The sequence below is a fragment of the Anabaena catenula FACHB-362 genome, assembly GCF_014698735.1.
Classification (GTDB): Bacteria; Cyanobacteriota; Cyanobacteriia; order Cyanobacteriales; family Nostocaceae; genus Anabaena; species Anabaena variabilis_A.
Map to the genome: position 1 here is coordinate 1 of NZ_JACJTQ010000068.1, position 22,666 is coordinate 22,666.

General features: G+C 39.6%; 18 protein-coding genes and 1 pseudogene. 12 read left to right on the forward strand and 7 right to left on the reverse strand.

The features are described 5' to 3' along the window. Nucleotides 1-228: 228 nt before the first annotated feature. Nucleotides 229-2,628 carry a helicase-related protein gene (locus H6G68_RS24915; RefSeq protein ID WP_339327890.1) on the forward strand — a complete coding sequence of 800 codons (2,400 nt, stop codon included), beginning with the start codon at nt 229-231 and terminating at the stop codon, nt 2,626-2,628. 84 nt (nt 2,629-2,712) lie between these two features. Here H6G68_RS24915 and H6G68_RS24920 read toward each other — a convergent pair whose 3' ends face one another. Further along, nucleotides 2,713-7,368 (reverse strand): NACHT domain-containing protein, encoded by a 4,656-nt coding sequence (locus H6G68_RS24920; RefSeq protein WP_190909048.1) that lies wholly within the window; start codon nt 7,366-7,368, stop codon nt 2,713-2,715. Nucleotides 7,369-7,689: 321 nt separating this feature from the next. Next, nucleotides 7,690-8,895, reverse strand: coding sequence for an AIPR family protein (locus tag H6G68_RS24925; RefSeq protein ID WP_190909049.1), 1,206 nt, complete (start codon nt 8,893-8,895; stop codon nt 7,690-7,692). 373 nt (nt 8,896-9,268) lie between these two features. Here H6G68_RS24925 and H6G68_RS24930 point away from each other — a divergent pair, with 373 nt between their 5' ends. Together H6G68_RS24930 and H6G68_RS24935 are read left to right on the forward strand one after the other, a co-directional pair. Further along, on the forward strand, nt 9,269-9,886 hold the full coding sequence (locus H6G68_RS24930) for a DNA-3-methyladenine glycosylase family protein (protein WP_190909050.1): 618 nt from the start codon (nt 9,269-9,271) through the stop codon (nt 9,884-9,886). Next, nucleotides 9,883-10,557 carry an SAM-dependent methyltransferase gene (locus H6G68_RS24935; protein ID WP_190909051.1) on the forward strand — a complete coding sequence of 225 codons (675 nt, stop codon included), beginning with the start codon at nt 9,883-9,885 and terminating at the stop codon, nt 10,555-10,557. Before H6G68_RS24930 ends, H6G68_RS24935 begins: the two co-directional genes overlap by 4 nt. 122 nt (nt 10,558-10,679) lie before the next feature. Here H6G68_RS24935 and H6G68_RS24940 read toward each other — a convergent pair whose 3' ends face one another. Beyond that, nucleotides 10,680-11,558, reverse strand: a complete 879-nt coding sequence (locus tag H6G68_RS24940) for an alpha/beta fold hydrolase (RefSeq protein ID WP_190909052.1) — start codon at nt 11,556-11,558, stop codon at nt 10,680-10,682. Nucleotides 11,559-11,945: 387 nt separating this feature from the next. Next, nucleotides 11,946-13,427, reverse strand: coding sequence for a MocR-like pyridoxine biosynthesis transcription factor PdxR (gene pdxR / locus H6G68_RS24945; RefSeq protein WP_242045385.1), 1,482 nt, complete (start codon nt 13,425-13,427; stop codon nt 11,946-11,948). 346 nt (nt 13,428-13,773) lie between these two features. Between pdxR and H6G68_RS24950 the strand changes: the two genes are divergently transcribed. The 3 genes and pseudogenes from H6G68_RS24950 to H6G68_RS24960 all read left to right on the forward strand — a co-directional run bounded on the left by H6G68_RS24950 (nt 13,774) and on the right by H6G68_RS24960 (nt 15,733). Continuing rightward, the gene (locus tag H6G68_RS24950; RefSeq protein ID WP_190909053.1) at nt 13,774-14,265 is read left to right on the forward strand and encodes a GNAT family N-acetyltransferase; all 492 of its coding nucleotides are present in this window, start codon (nt 13,774-13,776) and stop codon (nt 14,263-14,265) included. Between the two features lie 118 nt (nt 14,266-14,383). Continuing rightward, nucleotides 14,384-15,081, forward strand: a pseudogene (locus H6G68_RS24955) (pyridoxamine 5'-phosphate oxidase family protein). Nucleotides 15,082-15,142: 61 nt separating this feature from the next. After that, nucleotides 15,143-15,733, forward strand: a complete 591-nt coding sequence (locus H6G68_RS24960) for a DMT family transporter (protein WP_199332716.1) — start codon at nt 15,143-15,145, stop codon at nt 15,731-15,733. Nucleotides 15,734-15,810: 77 nt separating this feature from the next. Here the strand turns inward: H6G68_RS24960 and H6G68_RS27835 are convergent, their stop codons facing one another. Further along, nucleotides 15,811-17,763 carry a WGR domain-containing protein gene (locus H6G68_RS27835; protein ID WP_199332717.1) on the reverse strand — a complete coding sequence of 651 codons (1,953 nt, stop codon included), beginning with the start codon at nt 17,761-17,763 and terminating at the stop codon, nt 15,811-15,813. Between the two features lie 113 nt (nt 17,764-17,876). After that, nucleotides 17,877-18,428, reverse strand: a complete 552-nt coding sequence (locus H6G68_RS24980) for a hypothetical protein (RefSeq protein WP_242045386.1) — start codon at nt 18,426-18,428, stop codon at nt 17,877-17,879. 641 nt (nt 18,429-19,069) lie between these two features. Between H6G68_RS24980 and H6G68_RS24985 the strand changes: the two genes are divergently transcribed. Then, nucleotides 19,070-19,708 (forward strand): PAP/fibrillin family protein, encoded by a 639-nt coding sequence (locus H6G68_RS24985; RefSeq protein WP_190909056.1) that lies wholly within the window; start codon nt 19,070-19,072, stop codon nt 19,706-19,708. 172 nt (nt 19,709-19,880) lie between these two features. On the opposite strand, the gene H6G68_RS24990 is transcribed toward H6G68_RS24985, so the two are convergent. After that, nucleotides 19,881-20,162, reverse strand: a complete 282-nt coding sequence (locus tag H6G68_RS24990) for a hypothetical protein (protein WP_190909057.1) — start codon at nt 20,160-20,162, stop codon at nt 19,881-19,883. 231 nt (nt 20,163-20,393) lie between these two features. On the opposite strand from H6G68_RS24990, the gene H6G68_RS24995 reads away from it, so the two are divergent. From H6G68_RS24995 to H6G68_RS25015, 5 genes are all read left to right on the forward strand, one after another. Further along, nucleotides 20,394-20,582 (forward strand): hypothetical protein, encoded by a 189-nt coding sequence (locus tag H6G68_RS24995; protein ID WP_190909058.1) that lies wholly within the window; start codon nt 20,394-20,396, stop codon nt 20,580-20,582. Between the two features lie 237 nt (nt 20,583-20,819). Further along, entirely contained in the window at nt 20,820-21,185 is a 366-nt protein-coding gene (locus H6G68_RS25000; RefSeq protein WP_190909059.1) for a VOC family protein, read from the forward strand. 330 nt (nt 21,186-21,515) lie between these two features. Further along, nucleotides 21,516-21,776: a hypothetical protein gene (locus H6G68_RS25005; RefSeq protein ID WP_190909060.1), complete on the forward strand. Its 261-nt coding sequence runs from the start codon at nt 21,516-21,518 to the stop codon at nt 21,774-21,776. A gap of 177 nt (nt 21,777-21,953) precedes the next feature. After that, nucleotides 21,954-22,190, forward strand: coding sequence for a hypothetical protein (locus tag H6G68_RS25010; protein WP_190909061.1), 237 nt, complete (start codon nt 21,954-21,956; stop codon nt 22,188-22,190). Nucleotides 22,191-22,232: 42 nt separating this feature from the next. Further along, nucleotides 22,233-22,577 carry an early set domain-containing protein gene (locus H6G68_RS25015; protein WP_190909062.1) on the forward strand — a complete coding sequence of 115 codons (345 nt, stop codon included), beginning with the start codon at nt 22,233-22,235 and terminating at the stop codon, nt 22,575-22,577. Nucleotides 22,578-22,666: the final 89 nt, after the last annotated feature.

Below are 22,666 nucleotides of genomic sequence, written 5' to 3' on the forward strand. Positions count from 1 at the left end.
GTGAGGATTGCTCTGAATATATTCAAATATACTGCCCATAACGTCTTACCAAAAAATACACTTTTATATTCTTATACCATAATTTAATTCTTTTTCGGAGATGTCTAATTAGCTACAGCAGAACAGCGTTATCGTTGCCAAGTTTGTGCTACCCCCTTGTTAGGAACACGAGAAAAATACCCTTGTCCTCACTGTCATGGTAATTTAATCCATTGGCGAGAGTCCAATGTGTTGGAAAATCGTTATGTGAAGCGAATTCTCTCACCAGAGTTTATTCCCCTAGTTGGTGGGGAACATACCGCCCAAATTCCTAATGATGTGCGTGTAGATTTAGAAGAAGACTTTAAAGCTCAGGCATCAAGATCAAAGGTCAATGTGTTAGCTTGTTCTCCTACTTTGGAAATGGGTATTGATGTGGGTGGACTAGATGCAGTAATTTTGCGGAATGTACCACCCCGCCCAGATAATTATGCCCAACGGGGAGGACGTGCGGGAAGACGTACCCGTATTGGTTTAGTCATCAGTTATGCTCGCAGTACGCCCCATGACCAGTATTTTTACGACCAACCAGGGGAAATGATTGCTGGGGAAGTACCAGCACCAGCTTTAGCATTAGGCAACCGAGATGTGATCTTTCGCCATCTGAATGCGATCGCTTTTGGTGCAGCCGAACCTGGATTAGCAGGTAAAATGGTTGATTATGTCTCTCCTGTCGGTGAAGTTCAGCAAGCAGCAGTAGACGCTTTGATTGCTGGAGTACAGGCACAATTTGAGCAGGCCATATCTACAGCTTTGTCCGCATGGGAAAGTAGTATTTTAACTGAAGCGCAACTAGATGAAACCGCATTGCGATCGCATTTGCAAAGTCTACCCCAGAGTATTCAGGATGTCATCAATCGCACAGCCAAACAAGTTGGAGAACTAAGAACCGCCTTAAATACTTACTCCCAAGAATTGCAAGGTGAACGTGCCGGAACTCGTGCAGGTCAACTTATTGCCCGTATCCTTGGTATTCAAACAGATAAACAAGCAAAGCAAGGTGAAGCAGATGACCGTTCCGCTGGATATCCTTTACGTAGATTTGCTGAATTTGGCATCCTTCCTGGTTATGAATTTCCTACTCAACCCGCCGCATTGCGACTTTTAGGCGATGACCATGAAGAAGACCCTGTAAGCGTAGCGCGTCGCTTTGGTATTGGTCAATTTCAACCTGATGCTCAAGTATTTGCCCGTACCAAACGCTGGAAAGTCATTGGTTTAGATAATTCCTCACCTTGGAATCCCAGAACCGAAAGTGCAACTTGGCTGTATAGATTATGTCATACTTGCCAGTTACGCTATCATGCTGATGAACCCTGTTGTCCTAGATGTAAAACCAGTACACCAGGACGTAACTTACCATCTGCTGAGTTTGCAGGCTTTTTAGCGCGACGAGATGAAAGTCCCATTCTTGATGAAGAAGAACGCTATGCCACTCGTAGTCTTGTCAAAACTTACCCGCAGTGGAATGGACAGATTGTAGCAAGATGGACAGTAGGCGCAGGCTGGGGACTACATCTGAGTCGGGATGAAGAGGTACGCTGGATAAATGAAGGATTACCTCCTAAAGAGAAAGACCGAGAAGAGGGTATTTCGCTGCTGCATGAGCAAGCTAAAGGTTATTTATTATGTAGTGATTGCGGACGGATGCTGCAAGATACAGACTTACAACAACAAGTTACTTCAGGACGGCGCAAAGCTCGTAAATCTGGTCAGGAAGATCCTTTCGGTCATGCTGAAAAATGTTCCCAAGCAGGGAAAAAACCACAACCATTAGCAATTGTCACTGCAAGTAAGGCGGAAATACTGCGGTTAACAATTCCAGTCCCTAAGTCTATAGAAGAAGATGATTTGCAGTCTTGGGGATTATCTCTCGGTTATGCACTTAAGGCTGGGATGCAGCATCAATATATGCTGGATGGTTCGGAAATAGATTTTGAGTTTGAGGGACCTTGGCAAGTTGAAGATAAAGACAAGCGTTATCATCTTGTATCTCTAACGTTTATAGACCCCAGTTTAGGGGGTAGTGGCTATCTCCGGCGTATAGCTAATGAGTTTCATTTAGTGGCAAAAAGGGCTAATGAACATTTGCAACATCCAAGATGTGAGACAGCTTGCTACCGTTGCCTAAAATCCTATCAAAATCAAAGGTATCATGAACTACTCAACTGGCCGCAAACCATACCAGCCTTAACAGAACTGGAGAAAGCCCCCCTTGTTTCCCGTCCTTTAGAAACTGGCGATATCCAAGATCCTCTCCCTTGGTTGACAGCTTATGAAGCTGGTGTGGGTTCACCTCTAGAATTCAAATTTCTGCAATTATTTCAGAAACACGGGTTTTATCCACAAAAACAAGTACCAGTACCGATGGGTAATCCCATTTCTGTGGCTGATTTTGCCATCCCCGAACGCAGACTAGCTATATATATAGATGGAGCAGCATTTCATCAAGGGGGAAATAGAAGACGTGATCGCTTTCTTCGCGATCGCCTACGTAACGCTAATCCATCTTGGCAGGTTGTAGAGTTGGTGGCTACTGACTTAGCTAAGGGCGCATCATTAGTAGAAGATTTGAAAAATTTAACATAGGCGAATATCTATTGTATTCTGACAATATCTAATTTTTGATTACTAAAGAACGTGATTTTATGAGGGCAGTATTAATCATAAAAATCACCTTTCAAATTCTTGTAAAGCTTGGGTTATTTCATAAGCTTCTACTTCAAGCAAAATATCAATTAAATCAAGACAACGAGAACGTAAACTTTTATCCTTGTTTTGACTGTAAAGACGTATTAATAATTCGCTGATTTCACTTACATTACCAAAATTACGAGTATGAATATCAGCAGCTAAACCGATAGAATTGACAAATTTTTCACACACTTGATAAACTGTTTCTGGCAGTTTAGCTGTTGTTTCTTTAAGAGCATCAATTAAATGATTACAATCAGTTTCAAAAGCGCGGCTATTAACAAACGCCTCAATTAAAGTGAAATAAGCACCTAATTCCTCTCCTTCAAATCTAAAAAAACATTTAGCAGCTTCTTTGCGAACTTGTTCATCATTATCATTGAAAAGTTGAATTAAGCTGTTTTCACAGAATTGACGGTGATGAGATATTTTCAAATTAGCAACGAATATTTCAGCAGCAGCAATACGATGTATTTTCGTTCCAGAAAGACAACGGTCTACAAAAGAATGTGCTTCCTCAATTATTAAAGATGATAAACAGGCTTGTCTAGCACCAGCCTTCACTACTTCTGGTAAATCAGAAACAATCATTCGCTCAAGAATTGGTGCTAATTGCTGAAAATGAGTGTGTAATGCGTAATAAAGAAAACGCTCAATAGGACTTGTTCCTAAAAGTTCATCTTCGGTTTCACAGAGTTTTAAGAAAAGATTGACTGATAAGTCCCTATCATAATTCAGCATTGCTATCAGTGCTTCAGCAGCACAAGACCTAACAGCAATCGAAGAATCTCTAACTATCTGTTCCATAGGTGCTTGGAAATATGCAGCACGATTCTTATCAGCAAAAATTAGTTGAGCGATCGCACTTACTGCACTGCCTCTTGTAGAATTTATACCAGCCGTAAAAATGTCACCCCCGTAGTAACTTTGTCCACCTGAAGTTTTAGCACGCCAATACTCCTCCTCTGGATTGGGGTCGTTTAGTGCATAGTAGAGTAAAATCTCAAGAGCGGATTCTGTCCAAAGAAGGTCAGCTTGTTTTTGAAACAGCCATGCAATTGATTTGCCACATGGACGTTGTGGTAATTGATGACAACGCTGACATACACGAAATGCTGTCTCAATATCCAATCTAGGCGACTTGCACAGAAATATAATACCAGCCATACAATTAGTTTCTCGAAGGAGTAACCAGATAATTGGTATAGTATTAAGCCGCAAGTTAATAACTTCAGCAATACCACGTAGAACTGCATCAAAATAGGATGAATTTGCATTATCTGGGAATTTCCAAATTAATGAAGCAAAACGTGCTGGCTCATTTTTAACTTCACTTTCCAAAAGACTTGATAGCTGAAATGCCCCTCCTGTCAGTTCCCCAGTCCGTTGAAATCCATCATTGTAATCATATTTAGAAATAGCTTTAAGCCATTGTTCATCGGTCATTTTAGTAGTTGCTGTTTCTGGTATTGGAGAACCTACAAGCCGACATTCTATGGATTCTGGTGGTTCAATTTTTCCTAGTGGATTTAGTAAATTTAAATCTGTAAACTTACGTTGCCATTCTTGTAGCCTACGAATGACTGTTTTTGAGCGTCGAGAGGGATGGATAGCGTCTAATAAAACAAGCTGTGAATAACCTCGAAACCAACGACCATTAGCACTTTTCTCATATTGGTCGTAGTAATTGAGAATGATTGTTTCAAGTTTCATTAATTTTTCTTCAGAACAATAAAAGGTACTTGCTTCTATAAGCTGTCGTGTAGCCCAATAGGGAGCAACATGGATATTTCCAGCACCAGCAGAGTAACCTATTTTAAGCCGTCTTGATTCTTCACAAAGATAATCAATTGCTTCGTCTGCAAATCTTTTACCATTCGCAGTATATGCACGAATTAACAAAAACTGAATTGTTTCAAAATTCGAGTTGCGAAGTTGTTGCTCTGCAAAAGTTGTAAATTCTTCAGGTTTATTTGTTGCTAAATTTGATAGTGCTACTTCCATCTCATTTAACAACTCATCCTGTATGTTATAGCCTTGACCATAAGGTCGGTAGTACCATATTAAATCATACCAGGGTGGATTACCTTCTTTCTTAGCTGTTAATTCTACGACACGAAGGATAAAGGGAAATAAATGTTGAATAAATGCTTGTGGAGCGTTACGCGCACTCTCTTGTAAAACTCCTTCATCAAACTGACTATGGGGAAGAATACCAGATTGTCTATCAAACAGATTAGGTTGTCCAGCAGCTATACTTAAATCTAAATATCTATTGAGATAACAGCTAATTGCTTCACAAGCCCAATCAGGGCGTTCTTTAGGTAAAGAATAAATTTTTTGCCAGAAATCACGACTATAGTCAATAATATCTGATTTTGTATTTTGAGTAATAATACCTTGATTAATTAATCTAATAAATATTTCAAAGAACCTTCTACTTGTGTGAAGTTCTGCATTTTGGACAATGTAATCCAATCGTTCATTCCATACCTCACTTGCTCCTATAAATGGTTCTATTAACTCAGCTATTCTGTCTGGAATCTGCCGTTGCATAATTGATAACAACTTTATTGTTGAATCAATATAACCTTTAGGTTCATTTTGTAACCAATTTTGGATAATCCCTAAACTATCCAATAAATGAAACCAATTGACAGAGCTATATAATGTCAACCAAACTTGTTTGGTGATTGTGTCAGTCGGATTTTTAATTAATGGAGAAATAATATGCCATTCTTCTTCTCTTGGATCATTTAAAGTTGCCAATAATGCAAATACTACCTGTTTAATGTGGAAACGAATGTCAGGGCTAGTAAGTAATTCCTGAATATTATTGATATAGCTGTCAAAATCAGCTTCACGTTCATGAATTAGAATTTGACGAACTTGGGCGCGTCGAAATAAATGTTGTTCTTCTTTTTTTCCTAAAAATGACACTATATTTTGACCACGAGATGCAAAGCGACGAGCAAAAGCATAGTCAAAAAAACTTTCATGAAAAAATGAAATCCGCTTATTTTGCCAAATTAAAATATGCTCAGAAGCCATTGCTCTAGCATCAGATTCAAATTCATCAACTACAGTTTCAGGAGCAGATAAACTTTGCTGTTGCTGGCTGCTCATGTAATCACATAATATATCAATTACCTTAGTCAATTGAATAGGACGCTTAAAAATTTTCTCGATTTCGTAGATTTTATATTTTAAAAAATCGTCGTATAGCTCCTTTGCTGTTTGAAAATTTAAAACATCTATTGTTTTACTTTCGGCTATTTCTGATAGTAAGCCAAGATGTAATGGCACAGATAATAAATTTATTTGCTTTTCACTCAGCCGTGCTGAATCTAAACCTAATTTAGTGACAATTTCTCTAACTTTTATATGTGAAAAACGATTAATAATTACAGGTTTAGCAATACCTTTTTCACCACTCAACCGTTTTAACCTGCTGTCATTATCTAAATCAAATTTACGACAAGCTAATAATAATTTTATATTAGGATGTCCTTGAGCTTGCTTGATAATTTCATGTAAACAAACAAAAAATTCTGAATTGCGACCTGATGCTAAACTTACTGCATCAAGTTGGTCAATTATTAATACACAATCTCGTTTTTGAGCAATATTAGCTAAAACAATTGCAGGAGAACCAGGTAAACCTAACTGTTCACCGACTTTATCAGGTAATGAAGTTGGTTCTAAACTGTCTACACGAAAGGTAAGTATTGGAATACCTTGACTTTGTAGCTTATCTAATACTTGCAGCATAACGCCGCTTTTACCTACTCCTGCTTCACCAACCAGTAAAATGCTCTGTTTTTTTTCAGTCAGTTCCTCAAAAGCAATTTGTGCTTCATCACGAGTAATGACATCACCAGCAATAACTTGAGTTTCACGTAGTGATGAAGTATAACGCTTGTTCAAAGAATCAACCGCAGCTAAAACATGATCATCTTTACCCCACTCTCGACGGCGATATCCTCGTTCTTTTAAATGATGCCAAATATCATGCGCTGTCAATTCCTGATGAATATTTTCTAGTGCTATTTCACCTAGTTCCAGTCTGATTGTTTTTGAATCACCTTCTACTAAAGCTGCTAAACGACTTTCAATAGTTTCAACTAGGAAATTTTCTCCCACTGTTTCAACACGAACTCGTTTTAAGGCTTCAAAAGCGTCTCTTTCAGAACAATTACCCCATTTTTTGCGTAATGTATTGAATTCTCCAGATAAGTTTTTATTAAGAAAATCGCTCTCGAACTTTTCCCAATATCCTGCATCTCTAGCTCTATTAGCTAATTCAGTTAGCTCATTTGCATCCTGAGTAGAAACAAATATACAAGAAACATTTGGATTATTACTCAGACTTTTCCAAAAATCAGAGAGAACTTGGACTTTATCGTCCTGCAATGCACTAATTGTCCAGCGCCCGAGTCCACTTCTTTGACGTTTAACTTGGTGACACTCTAATTTTCCATTATGACTGACTATGAACTCAAAAGCATCCTCTCCTGCTTTCTCTAGCTGGATTGAGTCAGCTTTCTCATCCATGACATCAATCATGCAATAAACAGTCCAGCGACCTTCATAACGATTACCAATTTTGTCAGTTGCTCCACCAGGTAAAGGCATATAATTTTTGTTTCTTCAGGGTAAAAAGTCGCCATTTGATTATTGTATTATCACCCAACTCATCTACTAACAAAATCGTGTTGAGTAGATTTAAGATTTAATTTCCTAGAAGCGAGACAATAGCGATCGCTCAAAATAGTCTAATAGTCTCCAACTGGCTAAAAACCCTCTGCCCTGTTATAGCCGTCCAAGGAAATGTTTCATATTGTGGAACTACAGGCATAATCAAACCTTATAGTCTTAAGCAAGACGATTAACTCCCGTTCAATTTCTGTGTAGCCGTTATTTAAGAAAACTCCTAAAAATAAATTATCCTCCTCCTCAACTTTGCGTTAACGTTAATTCCTCACGTTTAGCAGAATTAACCATCTTCACCAAAAGCTGATTCAGATAACTTTGGGCAAAAATATACAGACTATCCCAAATCTCTTGATTACGACAGATTTTCGCACCCACCGTATTACCAGCAATTTTCTCGGAAATTAAATACTTACGAAAATAAGTACCCCACAACTGTTGAAGAAAATCTTCAGAGAAATCCTCAAAAGGCACAATCCAGTTATAATCTTTATCTAAAAACACCCTGTAAGATGCAACTATTGGTAAGGCTAAATCTCCCGGCGCACCAAACCCAAAAGAATATTTACTGTCAGCTAATAGGGTATTTTTCCGCATATCAATAGATGCTAAATCATTGATCCCTTTTCTTTTAGGTGCGCTGATATATTCTTGAATAATTCCATACAGCCTTTGTTCTATCCACATAGCTTTAGCCAGCAGAGGCAGTAGTTTAATTAATCTTTCCCTCTCAGCATCAGAAAGTTGACTAGGAGTATTGCTAACAGCCGGGTGCTTACTTCTCGTATTACCTTCGGGATTGTATCTATTTCTATCCAAGCAGTTTAGTAACTTGAACAAATGGGTAACATTACAATGGGTATTTTTAGGAACACCACTTTGGTTCTGGTAATAAGCTACTCTAAATTTTCTACTTTCTTTAAGTTCTAACTGGGCTAAATAACTTTTGATAAAGTCATAATCTCCCCTAGCATTGACCTTAGAGCGAGAATCAACAGGTGATGTAGTATTAGAGGCTAAAGCTATATCTTTAGCTTCAGTTTCTTCTAGTCCAATGTGAATAGTAATTTTGACCCGTGCTTCGCTAACGTCATATTTATAATTTTTAGCACTATCAAAAGCTAAAACTGTGTGACCACCATTGATAACGCCATCGCTTCCACCCTCAGCAGCTTCTAAAACCTCTAGTTCCAGTTGTTTTTTATCCTTACTGGGTTTAACTTTATTGGCACACAGAACTATACCACTGTGACGCTCGAAGAATTTCTGTGGTTCCGTAGTCAGAGAGTCAAAGATTTGCCTGTATGTTGAACTTTTGCGGTTTGGTTCTCTGATATTTGGTTCTAGAGGTAAGTCTGTAGGGAATGTATCAACATGGGCAGTAGCAATAATGCAATCGGGGTTAGCATGGAAATAATTGTCTACTTTAATAATCCAGTTTTTTGGCATGGTTGATTTTTCAGTTGAGTAATTATAAGGATAACGGGGAGCAACACAAAAAACTTATAGCATATCGCAAGTAAAAGAAGTACAAAGCTAGTAGTCTGTCAAGAAGTCAGAAGTAACAGGGAACTCTTAACAGTGAAACCCACCCTTTACCCTTAAAAGGGTGAGATTGAAAACTTGGACGTGCCGCGTAGCGTATGACCCCTACGTCGTCACGCAAGCTGTAGCCATAGGACTAACTCCTGAATTTTGCTCTATATGCTCTCCAAAGGAAAGTATAAGACCTTAAAAACGAAGGGAAACGGTTGTTAAATTTTTGCACAGATGTGGGAATTATAACCAATTAACCAATCAGAGTGGATGACTTCAAATTTTTATGAATTACGCAGTTGCTATTGACACATTAAAACAAACAGATCCAATTTTAGCCGAGGTAATAGAACAGGTGGGGGAGTGTAGACTCAATCAAGTCCAGCAAACAGGGGATTTATTATCTTCACTTTGTCGGTCAATAATTTACCAACAATTATCAGGTAAAGCAGCAACAGCTATTCACCAGAGATTTTTACAACTTTACACTGTTTTAACCCCCAGCGATATTCTCAACACCCCAGACGATGTTTTGCGAGAAGTTGGCATTTCTCGTCCTAAGATTTCATATCTGAAAGACTTAGCACAACGATTTGATAAATTACCCACCATAGATGATTTGCTGTTAATGGATGATGAAAATATCATCAAAATCTTAACTGAAGTTAAGGGAATTGGACGGTGGACAGTGCAGATGTTGCTGATGTTTAGATTACATCGTTGGGATGTTTTACCTGTAGATGACTTGGGTATTCGTAATGCTATCCATCGCCTTTATAGTCTACCAGAAATTCCTAACAAACTAACTGTAGAAAAATTAGGAGCAAACTGGAAACCCTACCGCACTATCGCTTGCTGGTATCTGTGGTCTAGCTTATCAATAACTAAATCAGAAAAATTATGAAATTAAATGAAGTTGTGCCTTGGGGTAGAACACTACAAGAGTATAAATTAATGTTTAATCTGTCTGAAACAGACCTAAACAAGAAAATTCTTGGCTGTGGTGATGGTCCAGCAAGTTTCAATGCTGAAATGACAGAACTTGGATATTCAGTTGTCTCCATTGATCCCATTTACGAGTTTTCTGGAAACCAAATTAGACAACGAGTACAAGAAACTTATGAACCAATCATCTCGCAAGTTAAGCAAAATGTAGACCACTATATTTGGCAGAATTTTCATGATCCAGAACAACTTGGTTACGCTCGTCTGGCAGCAATGGAGAAGTTTTTACTAGATTATGAAACTGGTAGAATAAAAGGGCGTTATTTGTGGCAATCTCTACCAAAATTAGAACTGGCTGATAATCAATTTGAACTATGTGTTTGTTCTCATCTACTATTTCTTTATTCAGATCACCTATCCCTTGATTTTCACATTGCATCTATTCATGAACTTTTGAGAATCTCAAAAGAAGTGAGGATTTTTCCATTATTGAAACTTGATTGTGAACCGTCACCTTATCTTGATTTAGTGATCAAAAACCTCTCTAGTCAACAGTTTGATGTAAAAGTGCAGCCAGTTGCTTATGAATTTCAAAAAGGGGGCAACCAAATGTTGAAAATAAACAGATAATTTTTGTGTTGCATAAATGCCGGATGACCTATCACACCAAGGGACTTCCAAATAAAAAAATACCCAATCGCTTTTAGGGCAGGGGCAGAAAAGTGGTTTTGATTGGAGTGAAATTGCGTAATTTATTTTTTTGTGTTCCCCAAATTACCAAGACTTAAAAATCTAGCAATTTCATTCAACATTAATTGTGGTTCATCAACACGAATCAAATGTCCGCTGTTTTCAAATATTTTCAACTGAGCATTAGGAATAGCTTGAGCAATTTCTTCAGAAAATTCTGGAGCGCAGATCCAATCATGCCGCCCTGCAATCACGAGAGTTGGTGAGGTAATCTTATGTAATTCATTGAGGATATTATAGTCATTTAAGAAGCCCCTAAAGGCAACATTAATGGCATCAACTGAGAGGATTGTTTCGTCTGAGTCTGGGGAATTTAATTTTCGTTCATTGCTTTGGGAATACATTGAACCCATCACCCGAAAGAATTGGCGTAGCTGTTCTTCATTCTCAAAATTACCTGACCAAAGTTGAAGAGCAACTGCTTTTTGTTCTTCGTTTCCCCGTTCTGCTAAAATCTCCTGAGCGCGTTCTAGAAACCGGGAATTAGCTGCTGTGGCAATGACAATCAAGTGTGAAACATTTTGGGGATACTTCACAGCATAAGAAAGAGCAACCATACCTCCATAGGAAGAACCGATTAAAACGATTTTCTCCAGTCCTAGATATTGGCGTAAGGCTTCCATATCGTCAACATTATTATCCAGGGTATAGGTTTCTTTGAGTCCACGGGCTGACCTTCCCTGCCCCCGATGGTCAAAATAGACTAACTGGAGGTGATGCACCAGGGGAGAAAAGCACGGTTTATAACTTGTGTGATCAACTCCAGGTCCTCCATGAATTATGAAAGCAATAGGTTTCTGACGTATTCCTTGTTCTTCAACCACCAAACCACAGCCGTCAACATCAAAATAGATTTCTGTATCCCGTATTTTAGCTCGCATTCTTGAGTTTTATCCCCAGCAGTTGATGTTCCATTCTGTTGTCATGATAACTATTTTAAGCTATAAATTGACCAAATAATTACTAATTCGTAATTCGTAATTAAAGAGGGTACAAGCCTCCACTAAATCAAAGATTTAGTGGTCTACAATTAATGGTAGGTTCAAGCCTCCACTGATTGCAATTACGAATTACTTTTACCTTCGTATAGATATAGGAATCCGGTTTGATTCTTTTTCATTAGACTGAGACTCAATCGTTGATTAGATGGGGTTTAAGGTTTACAGCTTGTATGGCTTACGCCACGCAAGCTATCAAAAATCAAATAATAGCCCTATATGCTCTCATTGCTACTACGGACTTGACCACTGATTACTGATTTGGCGTAACTACTTAAAAGCCTGAGCCAATCTGCAAATACCTTCTTGAATCTGCATTTCATCCAGTTCAGCATAGCCCAAAATAAATTCACCTTGACTCCACGAATTGAGATAAGAAGAACGAGCAGACATCAAACCCACTCCCAGCAATTCCGCACGTTCAATTATGGTTTCATCACTCAAATGAGTGTCAAATTTCACCATGATATGAATACCAGCATTCTCACCAAAAATAGTAACTTGTTCGCCAAAATGTGTATTTAATGATTGCACCAGCACTTGCCGGCGTTGGTCATAGAGTGATCGCATTTTCCGAATATGACTTTCCAAATATCCATCAGCTATAAACTCTGCTAATACCTTTTGTTCTAGAGTTGGTAGCTGTCTGTCACTTAACCACTTCACCTGAGCAAACAGCGATACTAAATATCGTGGTACAACCAAATAACCTATTCGCAGCGAAGGGAACAAAACCTTAGAAAAAGTGCCAATATAAATCACACAATCGCTTTGGTCTAATCCTTGGAGAGCAGGAATAGGGCGATCTCCATAACGATACTCACTATCGTAATCATCTTCCAAAATCAAAGCATTATGCTGCTGCGCCCATAAGAGCAACTCCAAACGTCGGGGTAGAGATAGAGTAGATCCAGTAGGAAACTGATGGGAAGGAGTGACATAGACCATGCGAATTCTTTCTCCATCACTGTTTGCCAATTTTTCTACCATCAAACCAGAGGCATCTACAGGCACAGGTAACAAATTTACACCATGACTGAGAAACACCCGACGGGCGCTCAAATATCCAGGGTCTTCCATCGCCATGCTATCACCCGGATCAATCAACAACCGCATCACTAAATCCAAAGCTTGTTGAGTCCCATTGGTGATAATGATTTGTTCGCGATCGCACTGTACAGCCCTAGCTCGTGCTAAGTAATGAGCGATTGCCACTCTTAGGGGCAGATATCCTTGAAAATCCGTGGCATAGTCCAACCAGTCTAAATCAGCCTTGCAGTGCCGTGACAACAACTTACACCACAGTTTTCTAGGAAAATCCTTCAGCGCAGGTCGTCCATAGCGAAAGCTGATGGCAGTGTTCGCTTCTGTTTGTAATGAGAATAGTGTCTTGGTTAAGCGAGTTCCTTGCTGTGAAAGCTGAATAGGGGAAGCATTCTGTTTTTCATCCGTAATCACAGGCACAGAATGCAGCAGGTCATCAGGTAGTTGAGCGCAGACATAAGTACCAGAACCAATAATTGTTTGTAAATAGCCCTCACTTAAAAGTTGTTCATAACTCTGTGTTACCGTTGTCCGAGAAATGCCTAGAGATTTAGCCAGCGATCGCGTGGAGGGAATTTTTTGGCGTGGTAGTAACCGCCCAGTCAAAATTGCCCGCCGCAATTCTTCGTAGATTTGTTGATGAAGTGGCTGTGGTAGACGACTATCTAGAGCGATGGCTTCGCCCGCCGCAGGCATCGCTAAATCCATACTGAAATCAAGTCTGACTGATTAGTTGTAACTCACCAATGCGGTGGGAAGCCCACTCCTTCAAGGGGTGGGAGGGATAGCCGCCCCGCCGCTGTTAACTGTTGACCGATGACTGTTAACCGTTAACCGTTAACCGTCAACCGTCAACGTGAAATCCCATTCCTTTAGGGGTGGGATGAGCTTAAGCATCTGTGCAGAGAATCTTGTCCCCCTGCTGTCTTAATGATAAGTGTTTAACCGGACACGATATGAATTCCCAAGTGGACTGATATAAAAGTATAAAATTGGCTCTTGTGAAAGTCCACTTAACTGACTAACTTAGTCATAACAGGATTTCAACAACTCAATGATGCTAACCCAACAGAAGATTCAGATTAGGGCAGAAACTCCCCAGGAAGATGCCCTAATTGCAGAACACTTTTATCAGATGTGGCTAGATAACAACATTTCCCCCCAAGCCATTACAGCCGATTGGTTGGACACAGTGTTGCACTTTATTGATCATGCCCGTCGAGAACTAGAATATCAGGCATTTGTGGCAGAAATAGACGGTCTCATTGTCGGTTCTGTCGGTTGTCAACGCTTTGCTGGATTGTATCCAAATATCATGAAAGCCACAGAACGCTGTGATGGATATATCTGGGGCGTTTATGTGCAACCAGCTTACCGTTGCCAGGGAATTGCCACAAAATTAACAAAAAAAGCGATCGCCGATCTGAAAACAATTGGTTGTACCCATGCAGTTTTAAATGCCTCTCCATCTGGTGAACCTGTTTATTCACAATTGGGATTTATGAACAGCAATCTGATGCGGCTAGATTTGCATTCTCTTGGTTGATTTCTTTAAATGAACAAGCACAAACACTTAAAAATTCCCTACACAAGAAGTTCCACTCTTGCCTATTCCCTATTCCTTGCCCTAACCAGTAATTTTACCAATCAAACCGGATTGCTATATGAATTCATTACCAACTGAAACCCAGTCTGATTTATTAACAATTACCCAACGTAATCAAATCAAAAGATTACCTCACAAAGCAAAGTATGAGCGTCAAGAGATTTACCAAATCTTAGACGAAGGCGCTTAGTCTGTCATGTCGGATTTGTTGTTGATTCTCAACCATTTGTGATTCCTACTGCCTACGGCAGAATAGATGAGCTTTTGTACATCCACGGTTCCCCAGCTAGTCGAATGTTGCGAAACCTGAAACAGGGTATTGAAGTTTGTATCACTGTCACCTTGCTAGATGGGTTAGTGTTAGCGCGTTCAGCTTTTCATCATTCAATGAATTTTCGCTCTGTTGTCATCTTTGGAACTGCAACCGTTGTCGAAGATGAAGCCGAAAAATTAGCAGCATTGAAAGCATTTACCGAACACGTTATTTCTGGTCGCTGGGACGAGGTGCGTCCTCCCACCAGTCAGGAACTTGCCGGAACACTGGTATTATCACTACCCATAATAGAAGCCTCTGCCAAAGTGAGAACAGGACCACCAATTGACCATGAGGAAGATTACGCTTTAAGCGTGTGGGCGGGAGAATTGCCATTACGATTAACAACCACAACGCCAATACCAGATCCTCGTTTATCACCGGAGATTGAATTACCTGCTAACGTGCAGAATTATACTAGAAATTCGGCAAAGTCCGTGTAAGGGAAAGCGGAAATTAATAAGTAGTTGAATCTAATTCAATGATGTTTCTTTGTTAGTTGGATTGAGGCAGAAAACACAATTTGATCAATGGTTTAATAGTCTTTATTATCATTCTATCCATTCTACAAATCATTCGACCAAATTCTGGTTGTGTAGTGGCATTGGTAGTACAGTAGTTGTCGGCTTTGCAGTCATAACTGGAGGTGGAAGATTACAGATTACTGATTTGGCTTTACTCGGTGCGGTTATCGCTGCGGCTGTGGGTTATGCCGAGGGAGGACGTTTATCGCGTGAATTGGGCGGATGGCAGGTGATTTGCTGGGCATTGGTCTTGACTGCTATTCCTTTGACAGTTCCCGTTGCTATTGCGGTCGCTCAACATGGACTTCACGCCTCATTACAAGCATGGTTAGGCTTTAGCTATGTCAGTGTGTTCAGTATGTTTCTTGGCTTTTTCGCCTGGTATCATGGGCTGGCGATTGGTGGGGTGGTGCGAGTCAGTCAAATGCAACTCTTGCAACCCTTTCTGACTATTTTTGCTTCAGTATTATTTCTGCAAGAGCAGATGACAACACCAACTATCATCACAGCCTTGGTAGTTGTTGCAACAGTTGCAGTGGGTAAAAAAGCTCCAATTTACAGTTTGAAATAAGCATTTATATCAGTATTTCAACCATAACTCAGTACAACAACCGTCGTTGAGTGTCACGAATAACATATCCATCAGCATCATTGGTCAATATCGAGATCAGAGTGAGGAGCATTATTTTTAACTACTGGCTCAGATATGTTGACTGACAAAACTTGCAGACTACCTTGAGTACAGATTAATCGCAGACTATCAATTTCCGCCGGTTGGACACGATGTCGGTAATGAGAGAGAAAGGTATCATTCAAATAAACAGCTAATTGGGTTTCTTGTACCGCGATCTTCACAGTAAACTTTTTACCAAAGGCCATCTCCTGGGGGAAGGGAAGTCTTTCCTCCAGCCCCCAATTCCCGACCTTAGTATTTTGGACGATTTGTCCTTCATTGGAACGCGGATTGAAGTGATAGGCAAAATTTTCTCCTGCCATCAGATTGAAGGAGAACCAGGAATTAGGAGAGATAGCGACAATTTCTACAGTAGAGCCAGGTCGGAAATTTACAATGCTCCACCAAACATCTTCTCCTGCTTTAATGGTAACAAGAATGCCCTGGGTTGTCGGTCTAGCTATTTCCTCAACAGAGACAGTGCTTTCCATCGCTTCGGGGCGGTAATTAACCCCAGCAAACCAGCCTCCTGTGTCCCCTCCTGCCCATCCTTCCACAGCAAAGGTTTGACGGCATAACGCTTTGAATTCTGGAGCAGCACTGATGTCTTGATTTTCGTAACCTGCTGGATGAAAAATTTGTCCTATATATCTGCCCTTGAGGCGAATCTGCCCCACCACATAGATCCCTCCACCCACTGAATACACAGCCTTGGCTGGGTCTCGTGAGTAAAACGCGACATATCCACCATCTGTCCCAGTGTACTGATTCACGGTAGGTAAAATTCTCGCCTCAAATCCCTCTGCCCCACCGGAATGAGTGCTAACTATACATCTGTTATTGGTAAAGACGCGAAAATCTTCGGGTAGCCAGTAGGGAGTAAAATTAGATATAGGGCTTTCTTCTGCTATTTGGGTAATTAGAGATGATCCAGAAGTTGGTGATGAGCTTTCTTCTGCCGTCGGCAACTGCACATAACCTTTTTTCAACTTCTCATTTATTTTCTTCTGGGCAGCAGCTTGAGCTTTTTGAGGACTGCTGTAGGTTTTGCTGTCGGTTTGTCCAGAAGTGCCAATGCGTCCATAGCGAATTGTGACACTTAATCCGTTAATAACAACTTCATAGAACTTGTGGGAATGGTCGTCGGAGAGTTCCAGATAAACGGTTTGGGTGGTGGCAGGAGGCGAATAGTAGGGGTCACGAAGAGGAAAAGGGGCAGGGGGCAGGGGGCAAGGGGGAAGACCGGGACGGAGCTTGGACTCCGCTCCGTATAAGTGTCCTAGAAGGACGGGGCTTATACCCATGTTCCGCTCTGCTTGCGCGTTGGGGGAAAGGGCTTGTTCCCCCCGCTCCCTGCTCCCTTCCCCCTGCCTCTTCCGGTCATAGCCAAGAATGGTGGAGTGGTAGTAGTCCTCTGCCTCTTCTTGGGACCCAAACTCACGCAGTTCTTCAGACAAAAAATTTCGGCTATAATCAGTACGAATCAGCCTTACTTGCAGACCCTCTAGGGTAATCGTTCCATAATTAGGCCATTTGCCTGTGTCGATCTCAAACTGGTAACTCTGTGATGGAATGGTAAGATCAGGCTGGGGTAGGGGATTAATAGGGAGGGAGGGGTCGAGCAATGGTGCCGTAGGCGATCGCGTACCAATTTCCACAAATTTACTCCCACTCATGAATAAACTCCCATCTTCCAGCACAGACAATTCTTCAGTGAAGGGATCTGTTGTCCAATCTAGCAAAACAGAGCGACCATCAGCTGAGATGGTGTACCTACCTCGGCGGTCAGTGCTTAACAATCTATAAGAGCCATCTGGTTCAAATAAATAACAGTATTTGTCTCCATGCAGCCAGATTGAGCGGATTAATTTCTCCTGAAGACTGTTTTCTGGCTCTGAGGATAATTGAGGTGAGGGATTGCTAGGCATAGACACTTGGGCATTTTTTATACTCCAATATAGCTCAACTCAATTAACTGTTAATGAACTTTTATTAAGCAGCGTAGTGAGTTAGGGGAGATTCTAAAACAGAAGTAGAGACCCTACTGCCTAACCGGATAATATAATCCGTCTTGCTCCTGAAATTTCCATCCCAAGCTCATCGGGTCACGATTCCTTGACCAACTAATAAATTCTTTTTCACTCTTGCTTTCGCGCTCTGTAATCAAACTTTGAGCAGTGACACCCAATCGTTGCGCTAAATTCTCAGGAGCAAAAGATTTTATTTCAACTGGTTGTTGTTGATATGGGTATGCGGATCTGCTACTACGGGCTTGTCCACCGTATTTGCCAGAAGCAAGCACCCGTTCTATTTTTTCCAACTGTTTACCAAGGACTTCCAGTTTAGTGGACACCAGTTGATCTTGCTGGCAAAGGTGCGTTTCCAGTTCTCCTAGTTTTTCCTCCACCTGCTGTAATTCGCTGGTTGCTTCCAGTTTTACGCTGCTATCAAACTGTGAAATCACTTCCTGTAAGCCTTGCAGTAACGCTGTTGTATGACCATCACGGTGTATTTTCGCCAAGTGGCGTACTACATGAACTAGTACATTAGGCACGCGAATCATCTCGCTGGGTGGGGTCTTGTTGGCAGTCATGATAGCTAGGATTGATATCATAAATTATAACCCCAAAGCCGTGGTTTTTCTTCCTTTAATCTGGAAACGCACCTATACAAAAAACTATATGTTTAAGACCATTTGGGAATAACACCAGCGTGCCAACAAGCTTTAGAAGCTGAAAGTAACCCAAACATAGGAGTCCAAAATTTATCCCTTTTTTGGTGAATATCCGTAAGGACATTTCATATTATGTTTAGTTATGTTAGTAACCCGCTAAACTAAACTCAATATCTGTAAAACTTGTTGCGGTACTGCTTAATTTTGTGGCATTAAAGCCTGTCTATTTTGACAATACCTTCGCCAAAATATTGAAACCCTATTGATATCGTCACGATTTTATTGGCTTTCAGCCCTATATTTTGCAAATTGGCGAAGGTATTGTTTTGAAACCTGGAGTTTTTAAGGGGAGTATATTATTGTTTTGTGGGTTAAGTTCTCAGCTTTGCCCTAATTGGTGAAAAACTATGGCTTTCAACGTAGACGCGGTTTAAAATAATGTTTCATGCACTTCTTGAACGGAAATAATTGCAGATTCACAGCGATGTCTGCGGCGTTCTGTAGGAAGTATCGCCTTTTTAGGTTACAGTCTTCTAAGTATTCTCTAAATATTTCATCTAATGAATAATCAAATCTTGAAGGAAAAATTACAAGCAACAATCAAAAAGATTCAAACTAAAGATGATGGTTCTCCTGTTACTAATTTGAGGCTGGATAAAACTTTAGTTGCAGAAATTGAACAGTTAGCAATAGACTTAGAAAGTCTCAATCCTCATCCGCAACCTCTTCTCAATGCTACTGCTTTATTAGAAGGAGCTTGGCAACTGCAATACTCCACAGCTAGAGAAATTCGTTCTTTAGATTCTCTACCATTGGGTTTACAAATAGGTAAAGTTTATCAAGTAATTAATATTGCCAATAAACTGTTTTTTAATTTGGCTCAAGTGCAACATCCTCTGAAAATCATATCAGGATATGTGAAAGTAACAGCTAGTTTTGAACCTGCTCTAGATACATTGGGTTTAGCAGACAAACGCATCAATGTTGATTTTGATAAACGTTATTTGGCGATTGAGAAAATTGTAGGTATTGATACGCCTCAACTAAATCCCTTTAAAGTTGTAGCGGCTAATAATCCTCAAGGGAGAATTGCCACTCTTGATATCACTTATTTAGATGAAACTTTAAGAATTGGACGTGGGGGAGACGAAAGTTTATTTATTCTCAATAAAGTCAATGATTTGCCTAATTTATCCTAAAAATGGCTGAGAGCTTGATTTTTAAATCATCGCTAAAAGTTTGATAGCGTACCCTACGGGATCTTGTCCAGGAGGAAACACATCAAGCATAGCTATTAGCCATTTGCAGTATATCTTCTGAATTGAGATAATTGCAAGATGCTGATGCTAATATAAGCTCCATTTTTCGATGTTATCCATATATAACTACAGTGTTTTCTTTCGTGGGTATAAGGACTCCGTTGAAGTAAGTTTTTTTGGAATTATCTATAGTGTTAATTTTCTGATTGCTGTATTTATTATCTCCACCTATAGTTTGTTTTTTTGACTTATTATCATCTAAATAAATATAGGGATAATCCGGTAAAGATTCGCAATAACCCCCTAATAAAGTCTCTGCTTGCGCTGGGGTCATATCTTCTAAAAATAATCTGATATCAATTTGATAAAAATCAAAATCTATGAATTTAGTCATTTTTCTAATTCCAGAAGATAACCTGCTTTGACTCTAACTTGACAAAATTATTCATAATTTTCATCTATCTGGTGGATAATATTGAAGTTACTGATTGTCTTTCTGATGGTAGATTGTGCTAACGCATTCTGTAATTTTGGGCATTTTCTTATTTTTCCTGAAAAACAGGAGGAAACAATAGTTTTTGAGTAAATATGTTTTGATTACGGTAGACAACTAAAACTATATATCATGTCAACTAAAGTTCATTTAGTTACTATCATTGAAAATATTACCTTGTTAGTATTCTACACAGACTCCGATTGTTGGCAGTTCCGGTTAATTAGTGCTGGTGGTGAAGTGTTTGGGGAACGCAAACTTTATTACACTCCAGAAGCTGCCGAAAAAGCCGGTCGCGAATGGATTGATCAGGGATATTAAGTTGTTATGCAGCTTGGTTAAATTGGTGAATTTGTATCAATAGTAATTTGTTGATTACAGTCTTGACATTTATAAATCACTCACTATATAACTTGGTTGATTTTACGTCAACTAACAAAGAATTTTGGCATACTGTAAGATAGAAGAAGTCTCAAAAATTGAGTAGCGCAAAACATCGTTACTATCAACTTTTATACATAGTTTAAATTAATTACTTCCTAAAACCAGAGGTAGAAAATGACAATTACCCTTAATCACACCATAGTACCAGCACATGATAAGGAAGCATCTGCACAGTTCTTTGCCCAAATTTTTGGTTTAAAGGTAGAACCTCCCCTTGCTCACTTTGCTGTTGTGCGTGTAAACAATCAATTGACCTTTGATTTTGATAATAGAGAAAATTTTGAGTCACACCACTATGCTTTTCATGTTACAGATCAAGAATTTGATGCTATCTTTGCACGGGTAAAGGAAATGGGTTTGGAATACAGTAGCGACCCTATGCACCAACATCGAGGTGAAATTAATCACAGAAAAGGTGGTCGAGGTTTTTATTTCTATGACCCCAATGGTCATAACTTGGAACTGCTGACCCGTGAATAAGGAACTTCCAAATAAAAAAATACCCCATTGGTTTTAGTGCGGAAAGCTTACCTGATAATCTTTTTGAGTTCTGTCTTGCGTTACTAGCTTCTGAAGCATAAATTGAGCATTAGAGTCAAAGTTCCATAAATTTTCGGCACAACACTTTTATTATCCAGAAAAATGTTGTATCCTAGTTTTCCCAATGTAATTTTGGATAACTAAACTTCATCAAAACTTTTCGCGGATTTTTCTGAAGATGATTGAAAGACTACCCTAGTCTAGCTCATAATCTATGTTAAAATTCTCAATCTTTTATATGCTGTTTTCAAAACTTTCAAGGGCTAAATTATGAAACTAATTAAAAAATCTGAAAAGCTAATTCTCAACAAAATCAAGAGTATGGAGTCGGAAGAAGAAAATCTCCAAACCGACATTATTAATGCTCCAGAACCCTTGCTTGAGGAAACCAGAGTAATTAATGTAGAGAATCAAAAACCTAACTACATTTCTTGCCGAGATAATCCCATAGTTTACTCTGTTGGCAAAACAGGATGGCAGGTTTCTGAAATTTGGAAAGAGATGAGATTGGATAATTTTTATAATAGCTAGTAAGTAGATTGATCGAAAAATTTCAGGTCATGTAACAGTATGTAAAGTTATCTCAATGCGATATTCTGATTGAGTTTGGGGCATTTTACAAAACGCAATACATTTTGCTTTTCTTGTGTATACTTATTTACCGCCATAAAATCAAGAAGTTGATACAGTCGGCTTGGGAGCTAACTCATGATGGCTAAACCCCTGATTATTGCGTCAGTTTCCGAAAATTTGTCATTGAGTGAATCTTCTTTAGCCATACAAAACTCGGTACACTTTCATATTCTCTTGTCTCTTGCCTTTTGCCTACAAAATTTTTTTATAGAGTTACGGCGATTTACGGAAAGTAAATTTGCGAATGTGAATATAACTACGATGCTTGCTATTTACAAGCATCGTAGTGAAAACTGTGTATTACTAGATTAAGTGGCAGTTTCACCTATCGCTGTAAAGTTATAAAGGTGTCTGATGTTGCTATCGTCTCGACAATTCTCTGTCTCAGAAGTTGCGAACACCGCCTCTACTCATACTGGAATGGGGGCTATATCCTACGAAGGTGGAACAGCTTTTCGAGTTTGGGCTAAATTTGCTTCGGCTGTGTATGTGACTGGAAGTTTTAATAACTGGTCTACAACCGCTAATCCCCTTGTAGATGAAGGCAATGGCTACTGGTCTGTAGATGTGCCGGCAGCGAAAGAAGGCGATCGCTATCGCTATGTAATTCACAGTCCTTTCATCAAATCTGAATCTGGTGAGTTACGTACCGATCCCTACTGCAAACACGTTCTGGACAATAGACATCTCCGGAAATAGCTAAAGTGTTACTGCCACTGCTTTTAAAAGTGAGATGCCCCAATGCAAAGGTAGCTGGCTGGTACGCTAAAATAAGCGTTAGAGATGCC